Genomic DNA, 22,531 nt, shown 5'->3' on the forward strand with positions numbered 1-22,531 from the left:
GGAGCCAAGGCCGTCCCGGCCGCATGATTGTTCATCGAATCCCCCGTTCTGAAGCACTGATCCATTCCCCGTAGATGCTCAACACCATAGCTCGAAGCGGTCGTTGGTGCACCCTCAACCCTTCTACGGGTTAGTCCGGGTTCGGTGCTACACACGGTATAATGCGCATGGGCGCCAGTTCGCAAACCGCCGCTGCAAAGCGTCCCTGAATTACGATCGGATGGTACCGCGGAGTGGTCCGTAAAGTCGGTATAGCGAATCGAGCGCGCGGCCGTTGGGAAATGCTGGGTACTGTCTACGCTCTTTGGGTGATCCTGCCAGCGCTACTTTTTGCACTCTTGCTATGGAAACTGGGCGATACAGGGGGTGCCCGCGGCGCGGGGGCAGAGGTAGGCATAGCTGTGTTGATTTTCTCTGCGGTTGTTGCATCCTGCAGTATTGTCGTGCTGTGGACAGTTGATCGCCGCCCTCCATGGCTGAACTATGCGGCGGGATTGCTCTTGATATCTATCGCGGGGGTGAATATTGGTGTAGGCGTATTAGCGAGGTCCGAGGTCCAGGCGGTTTCGGGAACAATTGTCTTCGCGGTGTTTATGTGGGTTGCAGTATTCGTTGTTCTGGTGTCATTGCAACTTATCCGGATTGTCTGGAGTCGCAAATAGACGGCCTCTCCGTCATTTCGCACTGTGTCACCGACACGAGCGGATCATCGGGAAACCCGATCGGTTCTATGTTTGTATCTGCAGGTTCGGGCAGGTCGAGGTTCTAGTCGGCCAGTCTCTCCGAGCGGGTCGCGTCTGCGAACCGCGGGTGGGCTCGGATGACGACGGACGGCTGCTCATCAATCGGTTCCACCTCGATGTAGGTGATCGCCGAGAACAGCACGAGCCCACTGATCCCGATTCCGAGCGGCAGCCAACCCGGAAACACCGGACTACCAACGACACGATGGCGCCGTGCGGAAGTCCGACAGCGGCCGCGAGGAACAACGCCACAATCGCCGGCGGACCGGTCAGCAGCACCCCGAAGGCGAGCCGGCGGAGCCGACGGACTGGAGGACCAAGCCATCGTCGCGCCGATGATGAAGCGCGGTGCTCGATGCCCCGGTCGATGAGATGTGGGTCTGGTCCGAAGGGCATCAGGCCGCGGAGTGCGAGGCGAAGGCTGACCTCGACGCCGGTCGGTACCACACACCTTCGACGATGCGGAGTCGCTGCTCGCCGACTTGGCCGCACTGGCAGGCGAGCCCCGCGAGATCAGATCTTGCTGAGGTCGATCTCCACAGGGAATGGAGCCGTCACCGTGACGGTGCCCGTGAACATGTCACCGGTCCGATAAGTCATCGTCGCGGGGTCGAGGATGTAGGTATAGATCAGTGGGACGCCGGTCGCGGCCTGCTCGATACGCCAATAGAAGGCGATACCCGCCTTGGCGTACTGATTTACCTTCACGATCCGGTCGGTGGTCTCCGATCCGGGCGAGACGACCTCCACGACCATCAGCACATGTTCAGGGCGGGTGGGCGTGAGATCGATGGTGTCTGCGCGATAGACTACGACGTCCGGACGGCGGTTCGTAAGCGGAACGTCCTGGAGCCGGACGTCGAAGTCGGTATCGGCATTCCAGTCCGGGCCGGCTGCGGCATCCAGTGAATTGGCGAGGATCCGGGCCAACCGATTGTGGCGCTTGGATGCGCTGGGGCTCACAACGACCATCCCGTCGACGATCTCGATACCCGCACACTGCTCCTCGGACCAGGAGTCGTACTCCGCTGCCGTGATCTGGTGATGCATCCACGCAGGGGGCGCTGTTTCGGCAGTCATCACGCGCTCCTCCCGGACACTGTCGGGTTGACTCGACCCGCCGGGTTCAGTCTACTCGAGCGCGCCGCATCCGGACGTAGGACGCGTACTCGGTGGAATCACGGTCGCCTTCGTGGCTGCTGTGCAGATCGGGCCGCCACCGGCGCGAACGGTGGCGGCCCGACTCGACATCGAATTATTAAGAGACGGTGGCGGATTCGATGATGACGTCGTCGACGGGGACGTCCTGGTGGGGGCCCGCGTTGCCGGTGGAGACGGCGGCGATCTTGTCGACGACGTCGGTGCCGTCGGCGACCTTGCCGAAGACGGCATAGCCCCAGCCCTGGCCCTGGGGGGCGGTGTGGTTGAGGAAGGCGTTGTCGGAGACGTTGATGAAGAACTGGGCGGTGGCCGAGTGCGGGTCGTTGGTGCGGGCCATCGCGACGGTGTACTTGTCGTTCTTGAGGCCGTTGGTCGCCTCGTTGTCGATCGGCGCCTGAGTGGGCTTCTGCTTCAGGCCGGGCTCGAACCCGCCGCCCTGAACCATGAAACCGGGGATGACGCGGTGGAACACGGTGCCGTTGTAATGGCCCGCGTTCACGTAGTTCACGAAGTTGGCGACCGTGTTCGGCGCGGCCTGGTCGTCCAACTCGAGCACGATCGTTCCGTGGTTGGTTTCGAGATTCACCTTGGTCATGGAGTCGAGTCTAGGGAGGGGAGCGCCTCGGAAGGGAGTGGGGTCCGGATCGGTGGTGCCGAACGAACTGACGCCACGCGCAACGCACGGCGAAATCCACCCACCGGCATGCGGTGTGTGTTCGGTTGATCGGATATAGTTTTTAAGGAACCCGCGTGCCTGAGGCGCACGCGGGTTCTTTACTGCGAAACCATTCGACGCACCGAATTCGAGACGATTTCGGCGCGACGAATCACGGGCCGACGGTAATCGGCACCGACGGGGTCGTGGTGTTGTTCACGGCGTATTTACCCGTCACCTGCCCGGTCGTCGCGCTGGTCGGGCAGCCGAAGCTACCGGTCACCTTGATCGGGGCCGGTGCATTGGTCGCCTGCACGGTCGACGGGCTGCCGTTGGTCCAGGTGCCGGCGAGACTCGCCGCCGCGGTGGGGGCGACGACGATCTTGCAGGAGGCCAGGCCGCTGGTCTGGATGACCATGCCACCCTGCGGGATATTGATGGTCCCGGCGATCGGCGTGCCGTTCTGGCCCGTGATCGACCAGCTGCCACTGGTTGTCACGGTCGCGCTCACGCCCCACATGCTGGTCGTGCAGCCGGTGAAGGTGGGCGCGCTGATCGGGACGGTGATCGGCCCGCTCGGGTTGGTGTTGTTCGGCGCCGCCGGCACCGCGCCCGTGGCGGCGGAGGTGGTGCAGGTGATGCTGACACCGCCCGCGACCGCCTTCACCGTGCCCACATTGGTCGCCGAGACCGCCGCGCCCGCTGGTGCGACCGTGGTCGAGCCCGCGGCCGTCGCCGGGCCGATGCCGAAGGTCGTCGCGGCGACCAGACAGCCCGCGGCGGCCAGTGTCGCCCGCGCGAAGAATTGATTGTCGAACATGGCGTACTCCTTGCTGAAATCGACAGCCACGTGATGTGAAGCTGTCGTGTTCAAGAATACGAAAGGCATTTTTCGGTAGTGCATTGTTCGCGCCTACCATTTCGTGTGGAAACCTTCGCGAATCAAGCCACGCCGTCCCGAATGGCCTTTATTATGCGGGGCTGTTACCGCGCGTAACGGTTACTGCGTTTTTTATCTATATGCACCGTGCACACTGGTAACATCGAAAAACTCCTGTGCCGCGCCCGACTGTCCGTGGGGCGCAGGGTTCGGACCTGGATCGATAGCTGATTCGCATAGCGCCGAAACGGCTGGTCGCCCTGCGCCTGCCTGCCGCTCGGCCGGGTATGCCCACGTCGCACCCTTAATGAAACGCTTGAACTTCACACCATAGCGCCCCGTATGTCCACGGGCATGGCGTGCGACCCCTCACAAGTAAGAGGGTGCGGATACGATGCCCACCGTGCCAGACGCCGCAACTGCCGTTCTCACCAAGCCGCCCGCCGCGCCGGTGGCGTCCGCGAAGGACTACCGGATCGCGCGATGGATCGCGCTGGTCGCCGGGCTCCTCGGCGCCCTGTTCGCGGTGGCGACGCCGTTCCTGCCGGTCACCCAGACCACCGCGCAGCTGAACTGGCCGCAGAACGGCAAGCTCGGCAATATCCAGGCACCGCTGATGTCGCAGGTGCCGATCGACCTGAACGCCACCATCCCGTGTTCGGCGGTCGCGACGCTGCCGGAGCAGGGCGGCATGCTGCTGGCCACCGCGCCGCCGCAGGGCGACCGGGCCGCGCTGGAGGCGCTGTTCGTGCGCGTCTCCGACAGCTCGGTGGACGTGGTCGATCGCAACGCGGTGGTCGCCTCGGCGGACCGCGCGGCGATGGACCAGTGCTCCGCGATCGTCATCAGCTCCGACCAGAACCGCACGACCGCGGAATTCCGGGGCATGACCAAGGAGGTCGAGCGGCCGATCGCCAATCAGCCGGGCGCGGTCGAGACCGCGCGGGTGCCCGTGGAGGGCCAGCTCGCCGGTGACCTGCGGCCGCAGATCGTCGGCGTGTTCTCCGATCTCAAGGGAGCCGTTCCGGACGGCCTGTCGCTGACCTCGACGATCGACTCGCGGTTCTCCTCCAGCCCGTCGCCTGCGAAGCTGATCGCGATCATCGCGGCGGTGCTGTGCACCCTGCTCGCGCTGGGCGCGCTTGGCGCGCTCGACGGCAGTGACGGGCGCGGGCACCGCCGGTTCCTGCCGAAGAACTGGCTGAAGCCGACCTGGGCCGACGGCGCGGTCATCGGCACCCTGCTGGTCTGGCATTTCGTCGGCGCCAACACCTCCGACGACGGCTACATCCTGTCGATGGTGCGCGTCGCGCCCGACGCCGGCTACACGGCCAACTACTTCCGCTGGTACGGCGTGCCCGAGGCGCCGTTCGGCTGGTACTACTACGTCATCCAGGTCTTCGCCGAGATCTCCACGGCCAGCCCGTGGGTGCGCGTGCCCGCGCTGATCTGCGCGATCCTGTGCTGGATGGTCATCAGCCGCGAGGTGGTGCCCCGCCTCGGCAACGCGGTCAAGCGCTCGCAGGTGGCGCTGTGGACCGGCGGCCTGGTGTTCCTCGCCTTCTGGCTGCCGTTCGACAACGGTCTGCGCTCGGAGCCGATCGTCGCCCTCGGCGCGCTGCTGACCTGGGTTTCCATCGAACGTGCCATCGCCACCGGCCGGATGCTGCCCGCCGGGATCGCGGTACTGATCGCGGCCTTCACCCTGGCCGCCGCGCCGACCGGTCTGATGTGTGTGGCCGCGCTGCTGGCGGGTATCCGGCCGCTGGTGCGGATCGTCGTGCGCAGGCACCGCCAGTTCGGCACGCTGCCGCTGCTCGCCCCGATCGCCTCGGCGGGTCTGCTGGTGCTGGTCGTCGTCTACGGCGACCAGACCTTCGCGGGCATCCAGGAAGCCAACCGGGTGCGCCAGGCCACCGGCCCGAACCTGGCCTGGTACGAGGACTACCTGCGCTACTACTACATGTTCGTCGAGACCGTCGACGGCTCGCTGGCCCGGCGCTTCGCCTTCCTGGTGATGCTGCTGTGCCTGTTCACCACGCTGCTGGTGCTGCTGCGCCGCCGTCAGGTGCCCGGCATCGCGTCGGGCCCGACCTGGCGGCTGATGGGGATCGTCTTCGGCACCATCTTCTTCATGATGTTCAACCCGACGAAGTGGACCCACCACTTCGGCGCGTACGCGGGCATCGCCGGTTCGCTGGCCGCGGTGACGGCGGTGGCCGTGTCGCAGAGCGCGCTGCGCTCGCGCAAGAACCGGGCCATCTTCGTGGCCGGATTGCTGTTCGTGCTCGCGCTGTCGTTCTCGGGCATCAACGGTTACTGGTACGTCTCCAGCTACGGCGTGCCGTGGTTCGACAAGACCATCTCGCTGCGTGGCGTGCACTCCAACACGGTGATGCTGATCCTGTTCGGCGTGGCATTGGCCCTGGTCGGCTGGTACGCGCTGCGCGAGGACTACGTGAAACCGGTGCCGTCGGTGAAGACCGAGCGTGGCAGGCGAATCCGCAAGTTCGCCGCGATCCCGCTGACCATCGTGGTCGGGCTGATGGTGCTGTTCGAGGTGCTCTCGCTGGTCAAGGGCGCCACCCAGCAGTACCCGGGCTACTCGCTGGCCCGCTCCAACTTCGACGCCATCGGCGGCAATGCCTGCGGTCTCGCCAACGACGTGCTGGTCGAATCCGATCCGAACGGCGGCAGGCTCGACCCGATCGTCGACCCGGCCCGCCCGTTCACCGACCCGAACGATCCGCTCGCAGGCATCGGCGCGGTCGGCTTCACGTCCAACGGCGTGCCGGGCGACCTGTCGGCCGACGCGGTCGAGGTGAAGCCGGGTACCGGTAACACCAGCAACCAGTCGGTCGGCGCGGCCTTCGCCGAGGGTGAGAGCGCGGGTACCGGCGGTGGTGAGGGCGCGCTCGGCGTCAACGGGTCGACCGTCGCGCTGCCGTTCGGGCTCGACCCGGCGCAGACCCCGATCCTCGGCTCCTACCAGGAGGGCGTGCAGCAGCCCGCGCACCTGGAGTCGGCCTGGTACGGGCTGCCCGCCCGCTCGGACAACTCGCCGCTGGTCGTGATCTCGGCGGCAGGCCGCATCGCCTCCAGGGACGACTCCGGCGCCGACAAGTACGGCCAGTCGCTGCTCGTCGAGTACGGCGCCCGCAACCCTGACGGCAGCGTCAGCACGCTCGGCACCTACCTGCCGCGCGATATCGGCCCGTTCCCGTCCTGGCGCAACCTGCGCGTGCCGGTGGCCGACCTGCCCGCCGAGGCGAACGCGGTCCGCATCGTCGCCAACGACCCGATCCTGATCGGTGACCAGTGGCTGGCGTTCACCCCGCCGCGGGTCCCGAAGCTGCAGACGCTGGACACCTTCATCGGCCGCACCCAACCGGTGCTGCTGGACTGGGCCGTCGGCCTGCAGTTCCCGTGCCAGCGGCCGTTCGCGCACCACAACGGCGTCGCCGAGGTGCCGAACTACCGCATCCTGCCGGACCGTCCGCTGGCGATCTCGTCCACCGACACCTGGCAGGCCCAGGAGTTCGGCGGCCCGCTCGGCTTCTCGCAGATGCTGGCGAGCCGGGTCACCATCCCGACCTACCTGAAGGACGACTGGGCCCGCGACTGGGGTTCGCTGGAGCGCTACAACCAGTACCTCAAGGCCGAGCCCGCCCAGCTCGCGACGGACACCGCCCCGCGCAGCGGTCTGTGGACCCCGGGTCCGCTGCGGGTGTTCTGACCCGAACAAAGTAGAAGGCGCGGGCCACCTGGGTGGTCCGCGCCTTTTCGGTCGTGAGGGGTGCAGGAGTCAAACGTTGAGCATGCGACGGTTGAGGTCGCGGCGTAACACCTCTTGCGAAGGCAATCTATCCAGTACCCGCATCACGGCCGGTCGTAGTTCCTTTTTCTCGTCATCGCTGAGCAGCTCGACGAGATCTTGCAGATCCATGTCATCGAAGGCTCCTGTCATACCCATGAGGGTACGTGCTCAAACGCACAGGGGAAGGCCATTCGGCCGACATTTACAGCCGTTTCACGTACACGAAACGCTAACGGCCGCTAGGCTTTTCGCGCCGTACATGCACAACTGCCCGGTCGCTGCCCTTACGCTGCCGCACTCCCTACTGCGCCCGGATCGCCGGCTCCTTCGCCCGTCCCGGCTGCTCGACGACCCGCACCGAGATCTCGGCGGGCGGCGCGGGCTGATACGGCGTGAACCGCTCCAGTGAGCCCCAGTCCCGGCCGAGATCGTGATCGAGGTAGGTGGGGACAGTCTCGGCCTTCAGCAGCAGACCTGTCCATCCGAGCGGGCCGCCGCCGATGTCGTCCTGCCAGGCGTTGGAGGCATCCGAGCCGACCCGGTCGGGCAGGATCCGCCACTCCGGCGCCTCGGCGACGCCGTCGTGGTGGTCGAACGGGCGCTGGCAGGGGAAGGCGAGGCCGACGTGCCAGTCCAGCAGCACCGGGTCGGTGTGCCCGACGACGGAGTCGAGCGTGGCCAGCTTCGGCAGCCTGGGCGGGGTCACCGCGAGCCACTGCTTGCCGGTGATGTCGTTGTCGGTGGCGACCAGGCGGACGGCGTTCACCCCGTCGGGCAGCCGGTCCAGCGGCACGCGCAGGTTGCGCCAGGACGGCGCCGGGCCGATGTCGAGCGGTTCGACCGAACCGGTCACCGTCACCGCGCCGTCGGCGGCGCGGGTGCCGTACTCCAGACGCAGGTCCTGGCCGTAGTGCACGACGCCGTCGGTGTCGACGTAGCGGATGCGGCCCGCGGCGGTGACGACGAGCGCCTGGTAGGCGGGGTCGTCGCGCACGCTGTCGGTGAGGTCGAAGCGGTACCACTGCGAGGTCAGCTTCGCCTGTTGCTGCACACCGTCCTGGTAGGAGCCGAGGACGGGCGTGCGGGCCGGGTCGAGGCCGAAGGGCAGGGCGACGGTGCTGCCGTTGAGGCCGGGCTCGGTACTGCTGCCGCCGCCGGTGCCCGCTCCGGTGGTGTTGGTCGTCTTGTTGGCCGAATCGGTGTCGACCGAGTTCGCGCCGCCGACCACGGTTTCGTCGGCATCGGCGGTGAGGTCGGCGGCGACGCCGTTCGGGGTGAAGCCGGTGGATTCGGCGCTCAGTCCGTCGGCGGGGGCGCCGGTGTACGGGGTGAGCAGCGAATCGGCCGTATTCGTCTCCACCAGCACGTCGTTGGCCAGGCCGCACGTATTGCCACGCAGCGACTCGATATTCGACTTCGCGATCGAGTAGGCGGGGTACTGGGTGACGGCGCCCTTGGCCATCGACGCCACCTCGAACAGCACGAGCAGCGCCGCCGCGATGGTCAGCGGCATGGTCGCGAAACGGTCGAAACGCGATGGCGCGGACGGCGTGCGGTAGGGGTCGCGCAGATGGAAATACAGGGCGACCAGCAGTGCGAGCACCGCCAGCCCGAGGAAGATGGTCGAGATGCCCTTGCCCGCCACCAGCGGCGCCTTGTCCCAGAACGGCACGCCGAAACTGGACACGTACCACCAGCCGTTGGATCCGGTGAAGGTGATCGCCAGCACGAACAGCACCGCCGCGGTGAACAGCGCGCGATTGCGCGGCGCGCGAATGCCGTTGGCGCCGACCGCCACGGCCGCCAGCGCTGCCAGTGAACCGGCGAGCCCGGCGTATACGCCGAAGTGATGGGTCCACTTGGTCGGCGTCCACATCATCAGCAGCAGCGCGCCGAAGACGATGCCGAGGATGCGCACCGACGGGCCGCGCGAGGTGCCGGGGACGCGGCCCTTGCGCAGCACCTGCAGGATGCACACGAGCAGGCACAGCAGCATCACCAGCACGCCGAAGCGCCGGGCCAGCGAGCCGTCGGGGGAGAGCATGAACAGCGAGTCCCAGCGGGTGCGTTCGTCGAACCAGGCGACATTGGGGCCGACGAGGGTGCGGACTCGGGTCGCTTCCATGACGGTGGCCATGGTCTGGTCGGCGAAGACGATGATCAGCACGATCGTGCCCGCGGCCAGGCCGGGGGCGAGAAGCGCGGCGTAGCGGAAGATCTTGGCGCCCAGTGAGAGTGGACGGCCGGATTCGGTGCCGCTCATCGTTTCGGCCGCGCTGCCGGTACCGGCGGCGTTGATCCCGCGTTCGTCGCTGTCGGTCGAATTCGCGCCGAGTTCGTCGGCGGCGATCCGGCGCGGCAGCACACCTTGGGCCCGCTTGATGGTGAGCTGCAGCACCGGCCGCGTGCCCGCGATGAGCGCGGCGATGCAGATCAGCCCGGTCGGGCCGGCGGCGAGGGAGAACGCGGCGACCAGGATCGCCAGTGCCGCGGGCAGCAGCCGGGCGGTGGCGATGGCGCGTTCGATCAGGCACCAGGTGAGCAACGCGCCCGCCGCGATCAGCGGTTCCGGGCGCAGGCCGTTGTCGTAGGGCAGCCAGAACGCCAGGAACACCAGCCCGGCCGTCCACAGCGCCACCTTGTCGCGGCGCACGCGAGCGCCCAAGCGGGGCAGCACCTCCCGGCTGATCACCGCCCAGCACACCAGGCCGGCGGCGAGGGCGGGCAGGCGCATCCAGGGGCTGGCGTCGGAGACCTTGGTCATCCAGGCCAGCAGTTCGTAGGACCAGCCGAACGGCGCCTCGGGGACGCCGAACCAGCGGTAGTAGTTGGCCATGTAGCCCGACGGGCCGGAAGCGCGGGCCATGTTGAGGATGTAGCCGTCGTCGGAGGTGTTGGCGCCGATGACATGCCAGCCGAGCAGCGTCACGACGACGACCACGTCGGTCGGGGTGATCCGCCACCAGTGCCGGGGCAGGAAACGGCGGGCACGACGGCCGTCGGAGGTGTCGAGCAGGTGCAGGGCGATCAGCGCGATGACGGTGGCGACCGCGGCGGCGATCATCGTCACCAGTTTCAGCGTCGTCGGCGTCGAGGTGAACCGGGAGTCGATGTCGGCGTGCACGCGGGCGCCGGCGAGCGCTGCCTCGTCGAGATCGGTGAAGACACCGACGATCTGCGGGCGCTTGTCGACGGTGACGGTATTGCGGAACGGGCTGCCGTCCGCCCGCGTCACCCCCGCGAACTCGACGGTGGTCGCCGCGATGGTGGATTCGATCGTGACGCGCTCGCAGTTCGCGATCTCGGCGATCGGCGCCGAGAGCATCGGCACATCGCGCGCCTGCACCCCGAGCACACCGTCACGCACGGCGACGGTCAGTCCCTTCTGGGTCTGGCCCGACGCGACCGGGATGGTGGAGACCAGGGTCGTGGCCCCGGTCTCCGGCAGGTCGCGCAGCATCGTGCACGGCAGCTGCGCGTCGAGCCGCTGGGGCACATAGGAGACGAGCGGTGCTTCCACACTGGTCGCGCCCGCCTGCGGCCATTCCAGGCTCGCGCGGTCCTGCCGCACCGGCAACAGCGGCGTGAGCAGGGCAAGCACGAACCCGAGCAGCCCGCAGACGAGGGCGATCAGGCGGTATCGGGTGAACGCTCGTTCAGATCGCAGCACGGGGGTTGATGCTAGCCATCGAACCTGTGCGCGACACGGCGCCGGGTCATCCCGTCTTGCGGTCGCTCCAATCGAGCTGGGCTTTGGCCCACTCGGGGATCTCGCCGTCGGGGCGGGGGAAGGCGGCGAATTCGGCGCGCAGATCCTCGACCGAGAACTCCGGCATCCAGTCCGGGACGGTACTGGTGGAGAAGGTCGCCTTGTAGCGGGTGGGGCCCGCGATGAAGACCTCGGCGCTGAGCCAGGCGCCGACGCCCGGGTCGTAGGACAGGCGCTTGTGATCGGTGAAGTACTCGAGCACCTCGACCGGCGGCACCAGATTGGTCACCGTGCCGTCGCGCTCCTTGATCTGCACGCCCGCCACGGTGTGCTCGCCGACCTGCAGCGACCACAGCAGGGCGAACTTCTGGCCCGGGGCGAGCATGGCGATCGCGGCGTCGACGACGGTCTGCTCGATCTTGCCGACCGTGTGCAGCTCTTCCCTGGGGGAGGGTTCACGGTCCTGACCGTGCGGGCGAGTCAGCAAGAGATCGATTCGCTCCGGTCTGCTGAGCGTCATAGCTATACCTCTGCATCCGTACCGATCAGCACTACCAAAACTGATTTCGGTCGGCCGAACTTGTCAACATTTCGCAGCGTACTCGCCCCGCGACGCGAACTGCGCGGTTTGTTGACACTGACCGGACATATTGTGGTCTATCGCGCTCCCGCACACCAGTAGCTACCGGGTGTCGATCAACACAACACTCGGTGGGAAGCGCCTGACCAGGCCATTCAGGCGGCAGATGCGCGTAGCGCGAACCAGCCGTCGATCGGGTCGGCGAAACCGTGATAGACCAACGGAATGCGCTGGTCGATCTCGAAATACCGGTAGACAGCCAGCATCGCCTGGCGCACCGAATGAGACTGGAAGTCATCGATGCGGCGCGGGCCGATGCGGTGTTCGGGCAGCAGTTCCAGGCGCATCAGCTCGGCGGGGTCGTCGACGTCGAGCCCCCACGGCGTCGGTTCCTCGATGAGATGGTCGTGCAGCACGGTGCGCGCGGTGGGCGGATCATGGCGACTGCCCGCGAACGCGACGCGTTCGACGCGGGCGAGGCCGCGGGTACTCAGCGGCGTACGGACCGCCTCGATCAAATCGATCATGTCGACATCAGGTGTGGGTTCCGGTGTTCGTCCGGCGACCGGCGCTTGTTCGAGCATATGCAGCACCTGCCCACCGCGGACCAGCGGTTCGGGTACGACGAAGAAGCTGATGCTCGGGCAGTCGCAGTGCATGCCGGTGAGGCACACCCGCGTGTGCAACGGATCGGACATAAGTCCTCCTCCGGTAGCGGGTCGCCGGGACCCGTGACGTGCAGGATCGATGATTCCAACGCCATCCGCCGTGGTACTCGCCCGCCGGCGGCGACCATGCCGCACCAGTCAGTGTAGTGCTGTCGAGCGGCCGGGACAGGGGGATCCGGCACGGAACGGAAACTATCCGCGCGCCGGTCACGGTGCGATGGATTCGGTGTACCGGCGGGCCAGGGTGCGCAGATGGGCGACCAGTTCGGGTGGTCCGTCGACGCGGAAGTCCATCATCAGCATGCTCAGGTAGATCGCGATCGTCTCCATCGCGTCGGCGCCGGTATGCAGGACGCAACTGTGGTCGTCGACCGGTTCGACGACACCGACGGCGGGGTTGATCCGGGCGATGACGGTCTCGGCAGGGGCGAGCACGGTGACGCGGGCGTGCACCAGCCAGCCGGTGGTCGCGATGTGGCGCATGACGAAGGCGACCAGATCGTCGTCGGGGAGTCTGCGCGGCGCGAACACCCGCTTGCCCGCGGTGGCGCTGGTGAGGCGGGCGACCGGAATCGCCTCCCAGGCATGGGTTCTCATGCTGTAGGCGACGAGGTACCAGCGGCGCTGCCAGTTGATCAGCCGGTAGGGCTCCAGTTCGATGTCGTCGTGGACGGTGACCGCGGTGGTGCGGCGGACGGCGTCGGCCAAGGTGGTGAGAATGCCGGTGGCGACCGGGGCGTCCGGTTCGCGCGAGCCGGTGGTGGCCGGGCCGATTTCGGTGGCATCGTGGAGGGCGGAGACCTTGCGCTGCAAGCGTTTCGGCAGGATCTGCTCGATCTTGCGCAGGGCTCTGGTGAGCTGGTCGCCGAGATCGGAGACGGCGAGCGAGCCGTCGGCGGCCACGGCGATGGACAGGGCGACGGCCACCGCTTCGTCGTCGTCGAGTAGCAGTGGCGGCATCGTCGCGCCGCGCCCGAGCCGGTAGCCGCCGACGGCGCCGCGTTCGGCGTGCACGGGATAGCCGAGTTCACGCAGTCGCGAAATATCGTTGCGGACAGTGCGTTCGGTGATCTCCAGGCGATCGGCGAGTTCGCGGCCGGTGTAGGAGCGGTCCTGGAGCAGCGCGAGCAGGCGCAGGACGCGCGGTGTCGTCGCGGCCATTGTCACCTCGTCAGAATCGGTGCGGAAATTAGGAAAGAAACGAGCCTAATGGGTTTCTAAGCTGGAGTCATCACCGAGAAGGAAGGCTCCATCATGAACAGCACCGCAGCCCTCGACACCGTGTGGCGCGACGTCGTCGCCACCTCCTATGCCGCCCTCGCCGACGTCGTCGCGGGCATCCGCGACGACCAGTGGAACCTGCCGACTCCATGCTCGGAATGGACGGTCACCCAGGTGATCCAGCACGCGGCGGGCGACCAGCTCGCCTACGCCGCTGCCCTCGGCATAGGCGCAGGCCCGAGCTACAACCCCTTCGCTCCGTCCGGCACCATCGACGGTTCCGCCGCCGGTTTGGTCCGCGCGGCCGTCGACGAGACCGCCGCCGCCTGGGCCACCGTCGCCGATTCCACCGCCACCGTCCCCACCCCGCTCCCACACGGCGACCTCCCCACCTCGGTCGCCGCAACTCTGGCCGCCCTCGACGCCGCCGTCCACGCCTGGGATATCGCCGTCGCCACCGGCCAGCCCTCCCCGCTGACCGACGAGCTGGCGACCCACCTGCTGACCGCGGCCCGCACCGTCCACGCGGCTCCCGGCAGCGGTGTCGACGCCGAGATCGTCGAACCTCTACGTCAGTGGGGCGCCTACGCTTCCGTCGTCGAGGCCACCTCCACCGGCCCGGTCGACGACCTCCTGCACTACCTCGGCCGCACCGCCTGAGGAAGCCTCAGCGGCGGACCGTGATCAGGGTGAAGGGGCCGATGTCGGTGGTGGTGAAGGCGGGGTCGGCGAAGAGGGTTTTGGGGAAGGCGACGGTGTAGCGCTTGACGTTGGGGTCGTTGGGGTAGACGTCTTCGGCGAGGCGGAGGGTGTAGGTGTCGCTGTCGCGGCGGAAGAGGAAGGCGTCGGGGGCTCGCCACGGGGCCGTCGCCATGGCGTCGAGGAGGGCGGGGGCGGAGTCGAGTTTGCTCCAGGCGGCGATGGTGGCGGCGCGGTCCTTGAAGTCGGACAGCGGGTTCGCGTAGTGCGAGGTGAGGGCCTGGAAGCCGAAGTAAGGGTAGAAGGACAGGAAGCTGGTGTCGGCGGTGAGGACGACGGTGTCGTCTCGGGGGCGGCCGGTTCGGGCCAGCAGGGCCTCGTCGATCGGGTGGTAGTAGGCGACCGCTGAGGGCTTGCGCTTGTCGGCGCGTTCGCCGAAAGTGCCCTCGGCGTTGGGTACATCGGTCGGCACCGTGTCGGTGTAGGCGGTATCGATCTCGTGGGTGAGCACGGTCGGAATGTGCTGAGCGAAAGCGAGTGCGCCGAGCACCGCCACCACGCCGGCGGCAGTGCGTACCGGGGTCGAGTCGTTCATCGCCCGGTACACAAGGGCCGCGGTTTCGACGAAGCCGAAAACGCCTGCGGCGGCGAGCAGGGCGAGCAGCACCGGCTCCAACCGGAACGACAGCAGCGTGGTGCCCGCGGCGGTCGCGGCCATCGACAGCAGCGTCCACAGGTAGATCGCCACCACCCCGAGCCCCAGCGACTGGGCCCGGCGCGAGGTTCCGGCGCGCAGCACCAGCCACAGCACCCCGAGCAGGCACAGCGCACCGCGCAGCGAGAACTCCAGCATCGGGAACGCCAGTTCGGCGCCCGACTGCGGCAGATAGTGGAAGGCGTTGCCGGAGGGCAGTGTCGCCCCCGACAGCATCTTCAGCAGATACGGCGCCCACACCACCAGTGCGAGCACGGCGGCGATGGCCCCGATGACGACCAGCTTGGTCAGCGGCGCGATCGCCGACCGCCACGGCGCCGGACCACCGACGGCACGCGGTCCGCCGACCCGCGGGCGCAGGTCTTCCTTGCGCGTGTACACGGCCACACCCGCCGCGACCACGGCCATGAGCACCACGGTGAACGCCACGATCGCCAGGTACAGCGTGTAGAAGCAGGCGGCGACGCCGAGGAACAGCCCGGTGCCGAGCACCGCGCCCCACCCGCCCGTCGACCGGTGCAGCGCACCCCAGGCGAGCACGAGCACCGGCGGAATGAACACGACAAGCACCGCGCCGTAGGCCTCGGGGGAGGCGTAGGCCAGCGTCATGGCGGTCACCGCCGCCGCGGCGCCGACCGCGAGGTCGGCCCGCACCAGCTGCGTCCACAGCACCAGCGCCACCGCCGCGGCGACGGCGAGCAGCCCGATCGCGTACGGCTTGAACACTTCCCAGCCGTCCATGCCGAGCAGGTTGCCCACGCGGCCGCCGATCCAGAACCAGCCCGCCGGATAGAACGGCGGCAGGTCGACATAGGTCATATCCCGCAGCGCCGCACTGTCGGTGAGCCGCGTCAGATATTCGGTGCGAAACTCCTGGTCCACCGAGACACCGAACAGATACAGCTTGGTCGCCGCGAGCGGCATACCGAGCGTCACCGTCACAAAGCTCGAAATGCCCACCCAGGAGGCCAGTTTCGCCACCACCGGCCACTTCCGCAGCCGGATCAGCAGCACCGACACCACCAGCAGCGCGATGGCGACCACCTGGCCGACGGTGGTCAGCGCCCGGGTCACATTGGAGGAGTTGAACGCGGGCCACTGCACCGCCGAGAACGCGAACAGCCCGACCGCGGCGACGACGAGCGCCACCAGCGCGGCCGCCGCGCCCTCACCGACCCCTGCCCCGATCCTGCGCACCGACGGCACCTGTTCGTTCGTCGTCATCGGCGCGCTGTCCTCCAGCTCCTGTCGGCTCTACGGTCCGGGCCAGCCTAGTGGAGGCCTCGCCCGCGGGCGTGAACGAGAACTGCCGCACCGTCCGGGGACGATGCGGCAGTTCGGGTCAGCGGTGAATCAGATCGGCAGCTTGCGGAAGATCGGGCGCGGCACGTGGCGCAGCGCCGACATCAGGTAGCGAGCCTCGCCGGGTGCCCAGACGATCTCGGTGCCCTTCTCCGAGGCGGAGACGGCCATCCGGGCGACGTCCTCGGGATCGACGGTGAGCGGGGCTTCCTTGGAGCCGGTGGCTTCCCAGTGCGCCTTCGTCGCCGAGGTGCGCACCTGCATCGGGCGCACGACGGTGACGCGCGGGCCGTGCGGGCGCAGCGCCTCGCCGAGGCCGAGGTAGAAGCCGTCGAGGCCTGCCTTGGTCGAGCCGTAGACGAAGTTGGAGCGGCGAACGCGCTCACCGGCCACCGAGGACATGACGATGATCCGGCCGTGGCCCTGCGCCTTGAACTTCTCGCCGACCAGCACGCCGACCGACACACCGGCGGTGTAGTTGATGCCGACGGTCATGACCGCCTTGCGCTGGTTCTGCCACAGCTCCTCGGCGTCGCCGAGCACACCGAACGCCACGATCGCGACATCGACGTCACCCGCGGCGAACGCGGAGTCGACGACCTTCGGGTGCGATTCGGTGTCGAGCGCGTCGAAGTCGATGACGTCGACCTGGGTCGCACCGGCCGCCTTCAGCTGCGCGACCGCGCCCTCGAGCAGCGGGTCGCCGGGCAGGTTGGCCAGGACGATCCGGGCCGGGCTCTTGCGCAGGTACTCGGCGCAGATCGCGAGACCGATCTCGGAGGTACCGCCGAACAGCAGAATGGTCTGTGGGTTGCCCACTGCGTTGATCACTGGAGCTCCAGCCTCCTGGCCATATCGGACATGAAAACGCCGGTCGGGTCGACGCTGCGGCGGATCTTGATCCACTCGTCGATCCGCGGGTACATCTTGTGGAACGCTTCCGCGCTGGTCCGCGAGTCCTTCGCGGTGTAGAGGCGGCCGCCGAACTCCATCACGCGCCGGTCCAGATCGGTGACCAGCTCGTTGAGGCCACGACGGATCGGGAAGTCGACGCAGATGTTCCAGCCGGGCATCGGGAAGCTCAGCGGCGCCGCGTTGCCCTCACCGAACAGCTTGAACACGTTGAGCGCGGAGATGTGCCCGGACGCCTGGATGTCGATGATGATCCGCTTGAACTCTTCGACGGCCTCGGTCGGGACGACGAACTGGTACTGCAGGAAGCCTGCCGCACCGTAGACCCGGTTCCACTCCGCGATCATGTCGAGCGGGTGATAGAACTGCGTCAGGTTCTGGACCTTGCCGGTGTAGGTGCCGCCCATGGCGTAGTACGCCTCGCCGACCGCGCCGAGCGAGAGGCGGTTGGCCGACCAGCTCGGGAAGATGTTCGGCACCGTCAGCAGCTGCGGCGCGTCGAACTTCAGCGGGTTCTTGCGCAGCTTCTTGGGCAGCTCGTCGACCTTGGCCAGCCTGCCGCGGGTCAGGCAGGCTCGACCCAGCTTGGGCAGCGGGTTCATCACGTCGAACCACGCGCTCGAGTAGGTGTAGTCCGCCTCGCTGCCGTCGCTGTGCACCGCGATGGTCTCGTCCAGCGTGGAGGTCTTCACGCCGTCGTTGAGGAAGTAGGCCGTCTCCGTCGGCGCCATCTCGATGGTGGCGCGCAGGATGATGCCGGTCAGTCCGTTGCCGCCGACGGTGGCCCAGAACAGCTCGGCGTCGGCGGTCGGCGAGATCGTGCGCACCTGACCGTCGGCGGTCAGCAGGTCGATCGAGCGGACGTGGTTGCCGAAGCTGCCTTCGCTGTGGTGGTTCTTGCCGTGGATATCGGAGGCGATGGCGCCGCCGATGGTCACCTGGCGGGTGCCGGGTAGCACGGGGACCCACAGGCCGAACGGCAGCGCGGCCTTCATCAACTGATCCAGGCTCACGCCGCCGTCCACGTCGACCATGCGGGAATCGCGGTCGATGCGGTGGATGCGGTTGAGCGCTGGCATGTCGATGACGAGGCCGCCCGCGTTCTGCGCGTGGTCGCCGTAGGAGCGGCCGAGGCCACGGGCGATCACGCCGCGTCGCAAGTGCGCCGGCTTGGAGTCGTTGTCCTCGGCGACCATGCTCACGGCCTTGGCGATCAACTCGGGATCGCTGGTCGAGAGCACTTCGGCGGAGGTGGGTGCGGTGCGACCCCATCCGGTGAGCGTGCGCGTGCGCGTAGGCAGCGCAAACGCACCGTCGGTGGTGGTCGGAATGTTCTCGGACATCGGCTAAGAGGCTACATGCATGGCGGGAATCGCGACCGGTCTCGTAGTCTTCCTCACGTGCAAGCCCAACCGCATCTGCCGCTTCCCGCCGAGATTCCCCTGGTCGACGAGCCCGGTGGGACCGACGTAGACCTGAAGACGCAGATCGTGCGGTTCACGCTGACCGGCGGCCTCTCGGCGATCGTCGACTACGGCATCTACTCCCTGCTGCTGAACCTGGTCGGCCTTCCGGTGAGCCTGGCCAAGGCCATCAGCTTCGTCGCGGGGACGACCACCGCGTACCTGATCAACCGCCGCTGGACGTTCAAGGCCGAACCGAGCAGGGCGCGCTTCTTCGCCGTCGTCGCGCTCTACGCGGTGACCTTCGCCGTCCAGGTCGGGATCAACGCGGTGCTGTACTTCGCGCTGCCCGACGAGTGGTGGCGGCAGCCGCTGGCGTTCGTTGTCGCGCAGGGCACCGCAACCGTCATCAACTTCGTCGTACAGCGGCTGGTGATCTTCAGGCTCAAGTAGTCAGCTGGCCTTCGCCGCTGTCGGCGCGGGCTGCTTGCCTGCCTTGACGCCGAAGTAGTCGCCGCCCTTCGCTCTGACGTTGTCGGTGCCCCACTCGCGGCGATCCCGCGCGACCGGCACCATCTGCGGAATGTGCTTGCGGCAGTGGATATAGGCTTCTTCCACGTCGACGACGACCCACACCTGCGATGTCTTCCCGCGTTCAGCGTCTGGAAGATCGCTGACGGTCTCGCGTAGCTCACTGTCGGCAACCATGCGGGCTTTCCCGTTGATGTGCAGCCCGATCAGGTCGCGAACGAAGTCGATCATCAAGATCCCCACATGCGGGTTCTCGAGGATGTTGCCGAGGCTGGCCATTACTCCGTTACCTCGATATTCGGGGTACGCAATCGTGCGTTCGTCGATGACGTGCAGGAATCCCGGCGTACCCGCACGGAAGCTGGCGTCACATTCGCCGTGCGAGTCGGCGGTGGAGATGAACGCCATGTCCATCCGCCCCACGAATTCGACCATGGACGGGTTCAGGTAGTCGATCACCTGGTCGTCGTAGAAGCGTTCGGCCCTGTCCGCGGTGCCCAACGTGTCCTGAAGCTCGTGCTCTCCGTCGCTGCCGACGTGTTTTCCGGGCATCGGGGCCCCCTCTGCTAGCCGAACCGGGTGATGCGGGTTTCGCGCTGAAACCCCCGCTTGTGACTGCAATCTCACCCAGTCTAGGGGAGCCTCACGAGTTATGTGGTGTGTCCATTGTTGCGAATGATATGAAAACCGGGTTTGCGCAGCGGTTTCCGGAGTGGACTGATCAGGCCGGTCCTACCGTCACAGGGACGCCGTTGAACACGGCGGTGCCGGACACCGCGTCGACCACCGAATCATCGGTCAGCACATTGGCATTCACGCCGGCGTGCGCGAGCGCGACCGATTGGGTGGTGCTCGCGCCGTGTCCCCAGCCGTGCGGCAAACTCACCACGCCCGGCATGATCGTCGGCGTCTGCTCGACTTGAACCGTCAATGAGCCCGCCGCCGAACTGATCTCGGCCAGCTCGCCGAGACCGAGTCTGCTCGCGTCGTCGGGATGGATCTGCAGCGTGCACCGGTTCGATCCGCCGACAAGGCCGGCGATGTTATGCATCCAGCTGTTGTTGGAGCGCAGCTGCCTGCGCCCGATCAGCACCATCTCCGGTGCGCTCGCCGCGAGTCCGGCGCGCAGTCTGGTGACGTCGGCGAGCAGCTCCGGCGGCGCGAGTTCCACCTTGCGGGACGCGGTGCGCAGCACGCCGGGCAGGCGCGGTCGCAGCGGGCCGAGGTCGATGCCGTGCGGGTTGGCGAGCAGGGCGCGCAGGCTCAGCTCGCCGCCGTTCCACGCGCCGTATGGGCCGAGCTTGAGCATCAGGTCGATGCGCTGTTCTGTCGTGTCGGCGCCGTCGAGCTCGTCGCGCCGATCGCTCATCCCCGCCTTGTGCAACATGCCGGAGATGACGAGCTCGTCGATCATCGCGATCGGGCTCTCGGCGCCGGTGCCCGCGTGCGGTTGCCCGCTGACGGCGGCGGCGAGCCGCGCGATCACCGCCGATTCGGACGGGCGGCCGTCGAGCGGAACCAGCGGCGGCGAGTACCGCGTGTAATTGCGCACCGCGAACTGAAGCAGCGCGAAGTCGTAATGCAACGACTGCACCGAGCGCGGCGGCGGCAGGATCACCGACGCGTGCCTGGTCGTCTCGTTGACGTACCGGTCGACGCTGACCATGAACTCCAGCCCGGCCAGTCCGCGGTCGAGCCTCGCGCCGCTCGGCGCGGACAGCACCGGGTTGCCCGCGACCGTGACCAGGGCTTTGATCTGCCCCTGACCGGGGGTTTCGATCTCGTCGGCGAGGGTGGCGACGGGCAGTTCGCCCATCGCCTCCGGCAGGCCGCGGACCCTGCTTGTCCAGCGGCCCGGCCGGAACGGCCTGGTGCGTGAGATGCCCCCCGCCGCCGCGGTGGCGAACATGGCGCCGCCGGGGGCGTCGAGATTGCCGGTCAGGGCGTTGATCGCGTCGACAAGCCACTGGGTGAGCGTGCCGAACTCGGCGGTGCAGGTGCCGATCCTGGCGTAGACGGCGGCGGTGGGCGCCGCCGCGAGGTCGCGGGCCAGGTCGCGGATGGTGTCGGCGGGGATGCCGGTGCGCTCGACCACCGATTCCGGGCTGAACTCCGCGGCGGCGGCGCGCAGGTCGTCGATGCCGTCGGCCTCGATCCGCACGTCGGTCAGTTCCTCGGCGAAGAGCGTGTGGACGACGGCGAACAGCAGGTAGGCGTCGGCGCCGGGCCGGATGAACAGGTGCTCGTCGGCCAGCGCCGCGGTCCTGGTCGCCCTCGGGTCGACGACGACCAGCTTGCCGCCGCGGGCCCGGAGCGCCTTCAGCCTGCCGGGGAAGTCCGGCGCGGTACACAGCGACCCGTTGGATTCGAGCGGGTTGGCGCCGAGCATCAGCAGGAAGTCGGTGCGGTCGAGGTCGGGGACCGGCACGGTCAGCGGGTCGCCGAACATGAGCCCGGCCGCGACCTGTTTGGGCATCTGGTCGGCGGTGCTCGCGGTGTAGATGTGCCGGGTGCTCAGCGCGCGGATCAGGGCGGGCAGATAGAGCGCGCCGGCGACGGTGTGGGCGTTGGGATTGCCGAGGTAGACCGCGGTCGAGCCACTGCCGTGCGCCGTGACGACCTCGGTGAACCTCGTCGCGATCAGGTCGAACGCCTCGTCCCAGCTCGCGGCGCGGAAGGCGTCGCCCTCGCGGATCAGCGGGGTGGTGACCAGATCGGGGTCCTCGTCGAGCTTGCCGAAGCTCGCGCCCTTCGGGCACAGGAAGCCCTTGCTGAACGGGTCGTCGCGATCGCCGCGCACCGAGACCACCCGGTCGGCGTCGTCGAGCGTGATCGCGAGACCGCAGACGGCCTCACACAGCGGACAGGTGCGCAGCAGCGTTCGCGGAGCCATGCCCCATCCTTACGCCGACCGGCGCACCCGGGTTGGAAAACGCGCAAAGCCGTGCGGATGACCGTTTTGCCCAAGTTCATGTTTCTCGAAACATGTTTTCCGCCAACACTATTGGGGGCATGCGAAATGGTCGGATGGTCCTATGATCACCACCGAGGGGGGTACGGGAAGGGAACAATGCGTACTTTCAAGCTTGCCAGCGGGGCCACCGCCCTCGCCGCCGTCGCGATCACCCTGTTCGCGGGCACCGCGTCCGCCGCGCGGACCGCCGACGCGGTGGGTGGTGCCGACACCATCACCGTCTCCATCAACAACACCGACGACGCCTGCTGGTCCGGGACGGTGATGGTGGACGAGATGTTGCAGAGCGCCATCCTCTCCAAGGAGAAGCCGTCCGCGGTGCTCGCGAACATCGAGGCGGGCAACCACCGGGTGCGAGTCCACCTCTACGTCGGTGAGGGCGAGTCCTGCAGCGTCAACAGCCCGGCCGTCGAGTTGCTGGACAAGACCGTCGCCGTAGGCGACGCGGCGGGCAACCCGATCCAGGATCTGCTCGATACGGGCAGTGCGGCTCTCGGCCTGAAGTAGGCGCTGAAAAAAGCTCGGGCCGGGTCGGACGGGATCCCTGCGGGGATCGACCGC

At 67.7% G+C, this 22,531-nt stretch carries 18 protein-coding genes; 5 read left to right on the top strand and 13 right to left on the bottom strand.

Annotation, left to right across the window (positions count from 1 at the left end; translation table 11 throughout):
- Nucleotides 1–308 precede the first annotated feature (308 nt).
- Nucleotides 309–662, top strand: a complete 354-nt coding sequence (locus tag ACWF9G_RS15430; RefSeq protein WP_452515916.1) for a hypothetical protein — start codon at nucleotides 309–311, stop codon at nucleotides 660–662.
- A 594-nt stretch (nucleotides 663–1,256) separates the two neighbouring features.
- On the opposite strand, the gene ACWF9G_RS15435 is transcribed toward ACWF9G_RS15430, so the two are convergent.
- From ACWF9G_RS15435 to ACWF9G_RS15445, 3 genes are all read right to left on the bottom strand, one after another.
- The gene (locus tag ACWF9G_RS15435) at nucleotides 1,257–1,793 is read right to left on the bottom strand and encodes a Uma2 family endonuclease (RefSeq protein WP_452515917.1); all 537 of its coding nucleotides are present in this window, start codon (nucleotides 1,791–1,793) and stop codon (nucleotides 1,257–1,259) included.
- A 208-nt stretch (nucleotides 1,794–2,001) separates the two neighbouring features.
- On the bottom strand, nucleotides 2,002–2,499 hold the full coding sequence (locus ACWF9G_RS15440) for a peptidylprolyl isomerase (RefSeq protein WP_379310576.1): 498 nt from the start codon (nucleotides 2,497–2,499) through the stop codon (nucleotides 2,002–2,004).
- 232 nt (nucleotides 2,500–2,731) lie between these two features.
- Nucleotides 2,732–3,379 carry a hypothetical protein gene (locus ACWF9G_RS15445; RefSeq protein WP_379310577.1) on the bottom strand — a complete coding sequence of 216 codons (648 nt, stop codon included), beginning with the start codon at nucleotides 3,377–3,379 and terminating at the stop codon, nucleotides 2,732–2,734.
- Between the two features lie 463 nt (nucleotides 3,380–3,842).
- Between ACWF9G_RS15445 and ACWF9G_RS15450 the strand changes: the two genes are divergently transcribed.
- Nucleotides 3,843–7,175, top strand: a complete 3,333-nt coding sequence (locus ACWF9G_RS15450; protein WP_452515920.1) for an arabinosyltransferase domain-containing protein — start codon at nucleotides 3,843–3,845, stop codon at nucleotides 7,173–7,175.
- Nucleotides 7,176–7,244: 69 nt separating this feature from the next.
- Here the strand turns inward: ACWF9G_RS15450 and ACWF9G_RS15455 are convergent, their stop codons facing one another.
- The 5 genes from ACWF9G_RS15455 to ACWF9G_RS15475 form a co-directional block, all read right to left on the bottom strand.
- Nucleotides 7,245–7,406, bottom strand: a complete 162-nt coding sequence (locus tag ACWF9G_RS15455; RefSeq protein WP_379310578.1) for a hypothetical protein — start codon at nucleotides 7,404–7,406, stop codon at nucleotides 7,245–7,247.
- A gap of 151 nt (nucleotides 7,407–7,557) precedes the next feature.
- Nucleotides 7,558–10,926 carry an arabinosyltransferase domain-containing protein gene (locus tag ACWF9G_RS15460; RefSeq protein ID WP_452515921.1) on the bottom strand — a complete coding sequence of 1,123 codons (3,369 nt, stop codon included), beginning with the start codon at nucleotides 10,924–10,926 and terminating at the stop codon, nucleotides 7,558–7,560.
- 46 nt (nucleotides 10,927–10,972) lie between these two features.
- Complete coding sequence (locus ACWF9G_RS15465; RefSeq protein ID WP_379310580.1) at nucleotides 10,973–11,485, bottom strand: hypothetical protein; 513 nt, start codon at nucleotides 11,483–11,485, stop codon at nucleotides 10,973–10,975.
- Between the two features lie 215 nt (nucleotides 11,486–11,700).
- The gene (locus ACWF9G_RS15470; protein ID WP_379310581.1) at nucleotides 11,701–12,243 is read right to left on the bottom strand and encodes a hypothetical protein; all 543 of its coding nucleotides are present in this window, start codon (nucleotides 12,241–12,243) and stop codon (nucleotides 11,701–11,703) included.
- 177 nt (nucleotides 12,244–12,420) lie between these two features.
- The gene (locus tag ACWF9G_RS15475) at nucleotides 12,421–13,374 is read right to left on the bottom strand and encodes a helix-turn-helix transcriptional regulator (RefSeq protein ID WP_452515923.1); all 954 of its coding nucleotides are present in this window, start codon (nucleotides 13,372–13,374) and stop codon (nucleotides 12,421–12,423) included.
- Nucleotides 13,375–13,467: 93 nt separating this feature from the next.
- Here ACWF9G_RS15475 and ACWF9G_RS15480 point away from each other — a divergent pair, with 93 nt between their 5' ends.
- On the top strand, nucleotides 13,468–14,094 hold the full coding sequence (locus ACWF9G_RS15480; protein ID WP_452515925.1) for a TIGR03086 family metal-binding protein: 627 nt from the start codon (nucleotides 13,468–13,470) through the stop codon (nucleotides 14,092–14,094).
- Between the two features lie 7 nt (nucleotides 14,095–14,101).
- Here ACWF9G_RS15480 and ACWF9G_RS15485 read toward each other — a convergent pair whose 3' ends face one another.
- From ACWF9G_RS15485 to ACWF9G_RS15495, 3 genes are all read right to left on the bottom strand, one after another.
- Entirely contained in the window at nucleotides 14,102–16,072 is a 1,971-nt protein-coding gene (locus ACWF9G_RS15485; RefSeq protein ID WP_452515927.1) for a galactan 5-O-arabinofuranosyltransferase, read from the bottom strand.
- 129 nt (nucleotides 16,073–16,201) lie between these two features.
- Nucleotides 16,202–16,981 (bottom strand): decaprenylphospho-beta-D-erythro-pentofuranosid-2-ulose 2-reductase, encoded by a 780-nt coding sequence (locus tag ACWF9G_RS15490; protein ID WP_379310585.1) that lies wholly within the window; start codon nucleotides 16,979–16,981, stop codon nucleotides 16,202–16,204.
- Nucleotides 16,978–18,405: an FAD-binding protein gene (locus ACWF9G_RS15495; RefSeq protein WP_452515929.1), complete on the bottom strand. Its 1,428-nt coding sequence runs from the start codon at nucleotides 18,403–18,405 to the stop codon at nucleotides 16,978–16,980. The genes ACWF9G_RS15490 and ACWF9G_RS15495 overlap by 4 nt, the downstream gene beginning before the upstream one ends.
- Before the next feature lie 15 nt (nucleotides 18,406–18,420).
- Between ACWF9G_RS15495 and ACWF9G_RS15500 the strand changes: the two genes are divergently transcribed.
- The gene (locus ACWF9G_RS15500) at nucleotides 18,421–18,918 is read left to right on the top strand and encodes a GtrA family protein (RefSeq protein WP_452515931.1); all 498 of its coding nucleotides are present in this window, start codon (nucleotides 18,421–18,423) and stop codon (nucleotides 18,916–18,918) included.
- On the opposite strand, the gene ACWF9G_RS15505 is transcribed toward ACWF9G_RS15500, so the two are convergent.
- Both ACWF9G_RS15505 and ACWF9G_RS15510 read right to left on the bottom strand, forming a co-directional pair.
- On the bottom strand, nucleotides 18,919–19,548 hold the full coding sequence (locus ACWF9G_RS15505) for a pyridoxamine 5'-phosphate oxidase family protein (RefSeq protein ID WP_379310591.1): 630 nt from the start codon (nucleotides 19,546–19,548) through the stop codon (nucleotides 18,919–18,921).
- A 169-nt stretch (nucleotides 19,549–19,717) separates the two neighbouring features.
- Complete coding sequence (locus tag ACWF9G_RS15510) at nucleotides 19,718–21,889, bottom strand: molybdopterin-dependent oxidoreductase (protein ID WP_452515933.1); 2,172 nt, start codon at nucleotides 21,887–21,889, stop codon at nucleotides 19,718–19,720.
- A 177-nt stretch (nucleotides 21,890–22,066) separates the two neighbouring features.
- On the opposite strand from ACWF9G_RS15510, the gene ACWF9G_RS15515 reads away from it, so the two are divergent.
- Nucleotides 22,067–22,477 (top strand): hypothetical protein, encoded by a 411-nt coding sequence (locus tag ACWF9G_RS15515; protein WP_452515935.1) that lies wholly within the window; start codon nucleotides 22,067–22,069, stop codon nucleotides 22,475–22,477.
- Nucleotides 22,478–22,531: the final 54 nt, after the last annotated feature.

The organism is Nocardia sp. NPDC055029 (assembly GCF_053608525.1).

Bases quoted from the DNA above. Each gene is read 5' to 3' on its own strand.
- ACWF9G_RS15435 (WP_452515917.1), bottom strand. From the start codon at position 1,793: ATGCATCACCAGATCACGGCAGCGGAGTACGACTCCTGGTCCGAGGAG.
- ACWF9G_RS15440 (WP_379310576.1), bottom strand. From the start codon at position 2,499: ATGACCAAGGTGAATCTCGAAACCAACCACGGAACGATCGTGCTCGAG.
- ACWF9G_RS15445 (WP_379310577.1), bottom strand. From the start codon at position 3,379: ATGTTCGACAATCAATTCTTCGCGCGGGCGACACTGGCCGCCGCGGGC.
- ACWF9G_RS15455 (WP_379310578.1), bottom strand. From the start codon at position 7,406: ATGACAGGAGCCTTCGATGACATGGATCTGCAAGATCTCGTCGAGCTG.
- ACWF9G_RS15465 (WP_379310580.1), bottom strand. From the start codon at position 11,485: ATGACGCTCAGCAGACCGGAGCGAATCGATCTCTTGCTGACTCGCCCG.
- ACWF9G_RS15470 (WP_379310581.1), bottom strand. From the start codon at position 12,243: ATGTCCGATCCGTTGCACACGCGGGTGTGCCTCACCGGCATGCACTGC.
- ACWF9G_RS15475 (WP_452515923.1), bottom strand. From the start codon at position 13,374: ATGGCCGCGACGACACCGCGCGTCCTGCGCCTGCTCGCGCTGCTCCAG.
- ACWF9G_RS15480 (WP_452515925.1), top strand. From the start codon at position 13,468: ATGAACAGCACCGCAGCCCTCGACACCGTGTGGCGCGACGTCGTCGCC.
- ACWF9G_RS15485 (WP_452515927.1), bottom strand. From the start codon at position 16,072: ATGACGACGAACGAACAGGTGCCGTCGGTGCGCAGGATCGGGGCAGGG.
- ACWF9G_RS15495 (WP_452515929.1), bottom strand. From the start codon at position 18,405: ATGTCCGAGAACATTCCGACCACCACCGACGGTGCGTTTGCGCTGCCT.
- ACWF9G_RS15500 (WP_452515931.1), top strand. From the start codon at position 18,421: ATGCATGGCGGGAATCGCGACCGGTCTCGTAGTCTTCCTCACGTGCAA.
- ACWF9G_RS15505 (WP_379310591.1), bottom strand. From the start codon at position 19,548: ATGCCCGGAAAACACGTCGGCAGCGACGGAGAGCACGAGCTTCAGGAC.
- ACWF9G_RS15510 (WP_452515933.1), bottom strand. From the start codon at position 21,889: ATGGCTCCGCGAACGCTGCTGCGCACCTGTCCGCTGTGTGAGGCCGTC.
- ACWF9G_RS15515 (WP_452515935.1), top strand. From the start codon at position 22,067: ATGCGTACTTTCAAGCTTGCCAGCGGGGCCACCGCCCTCGCCGCCGTC.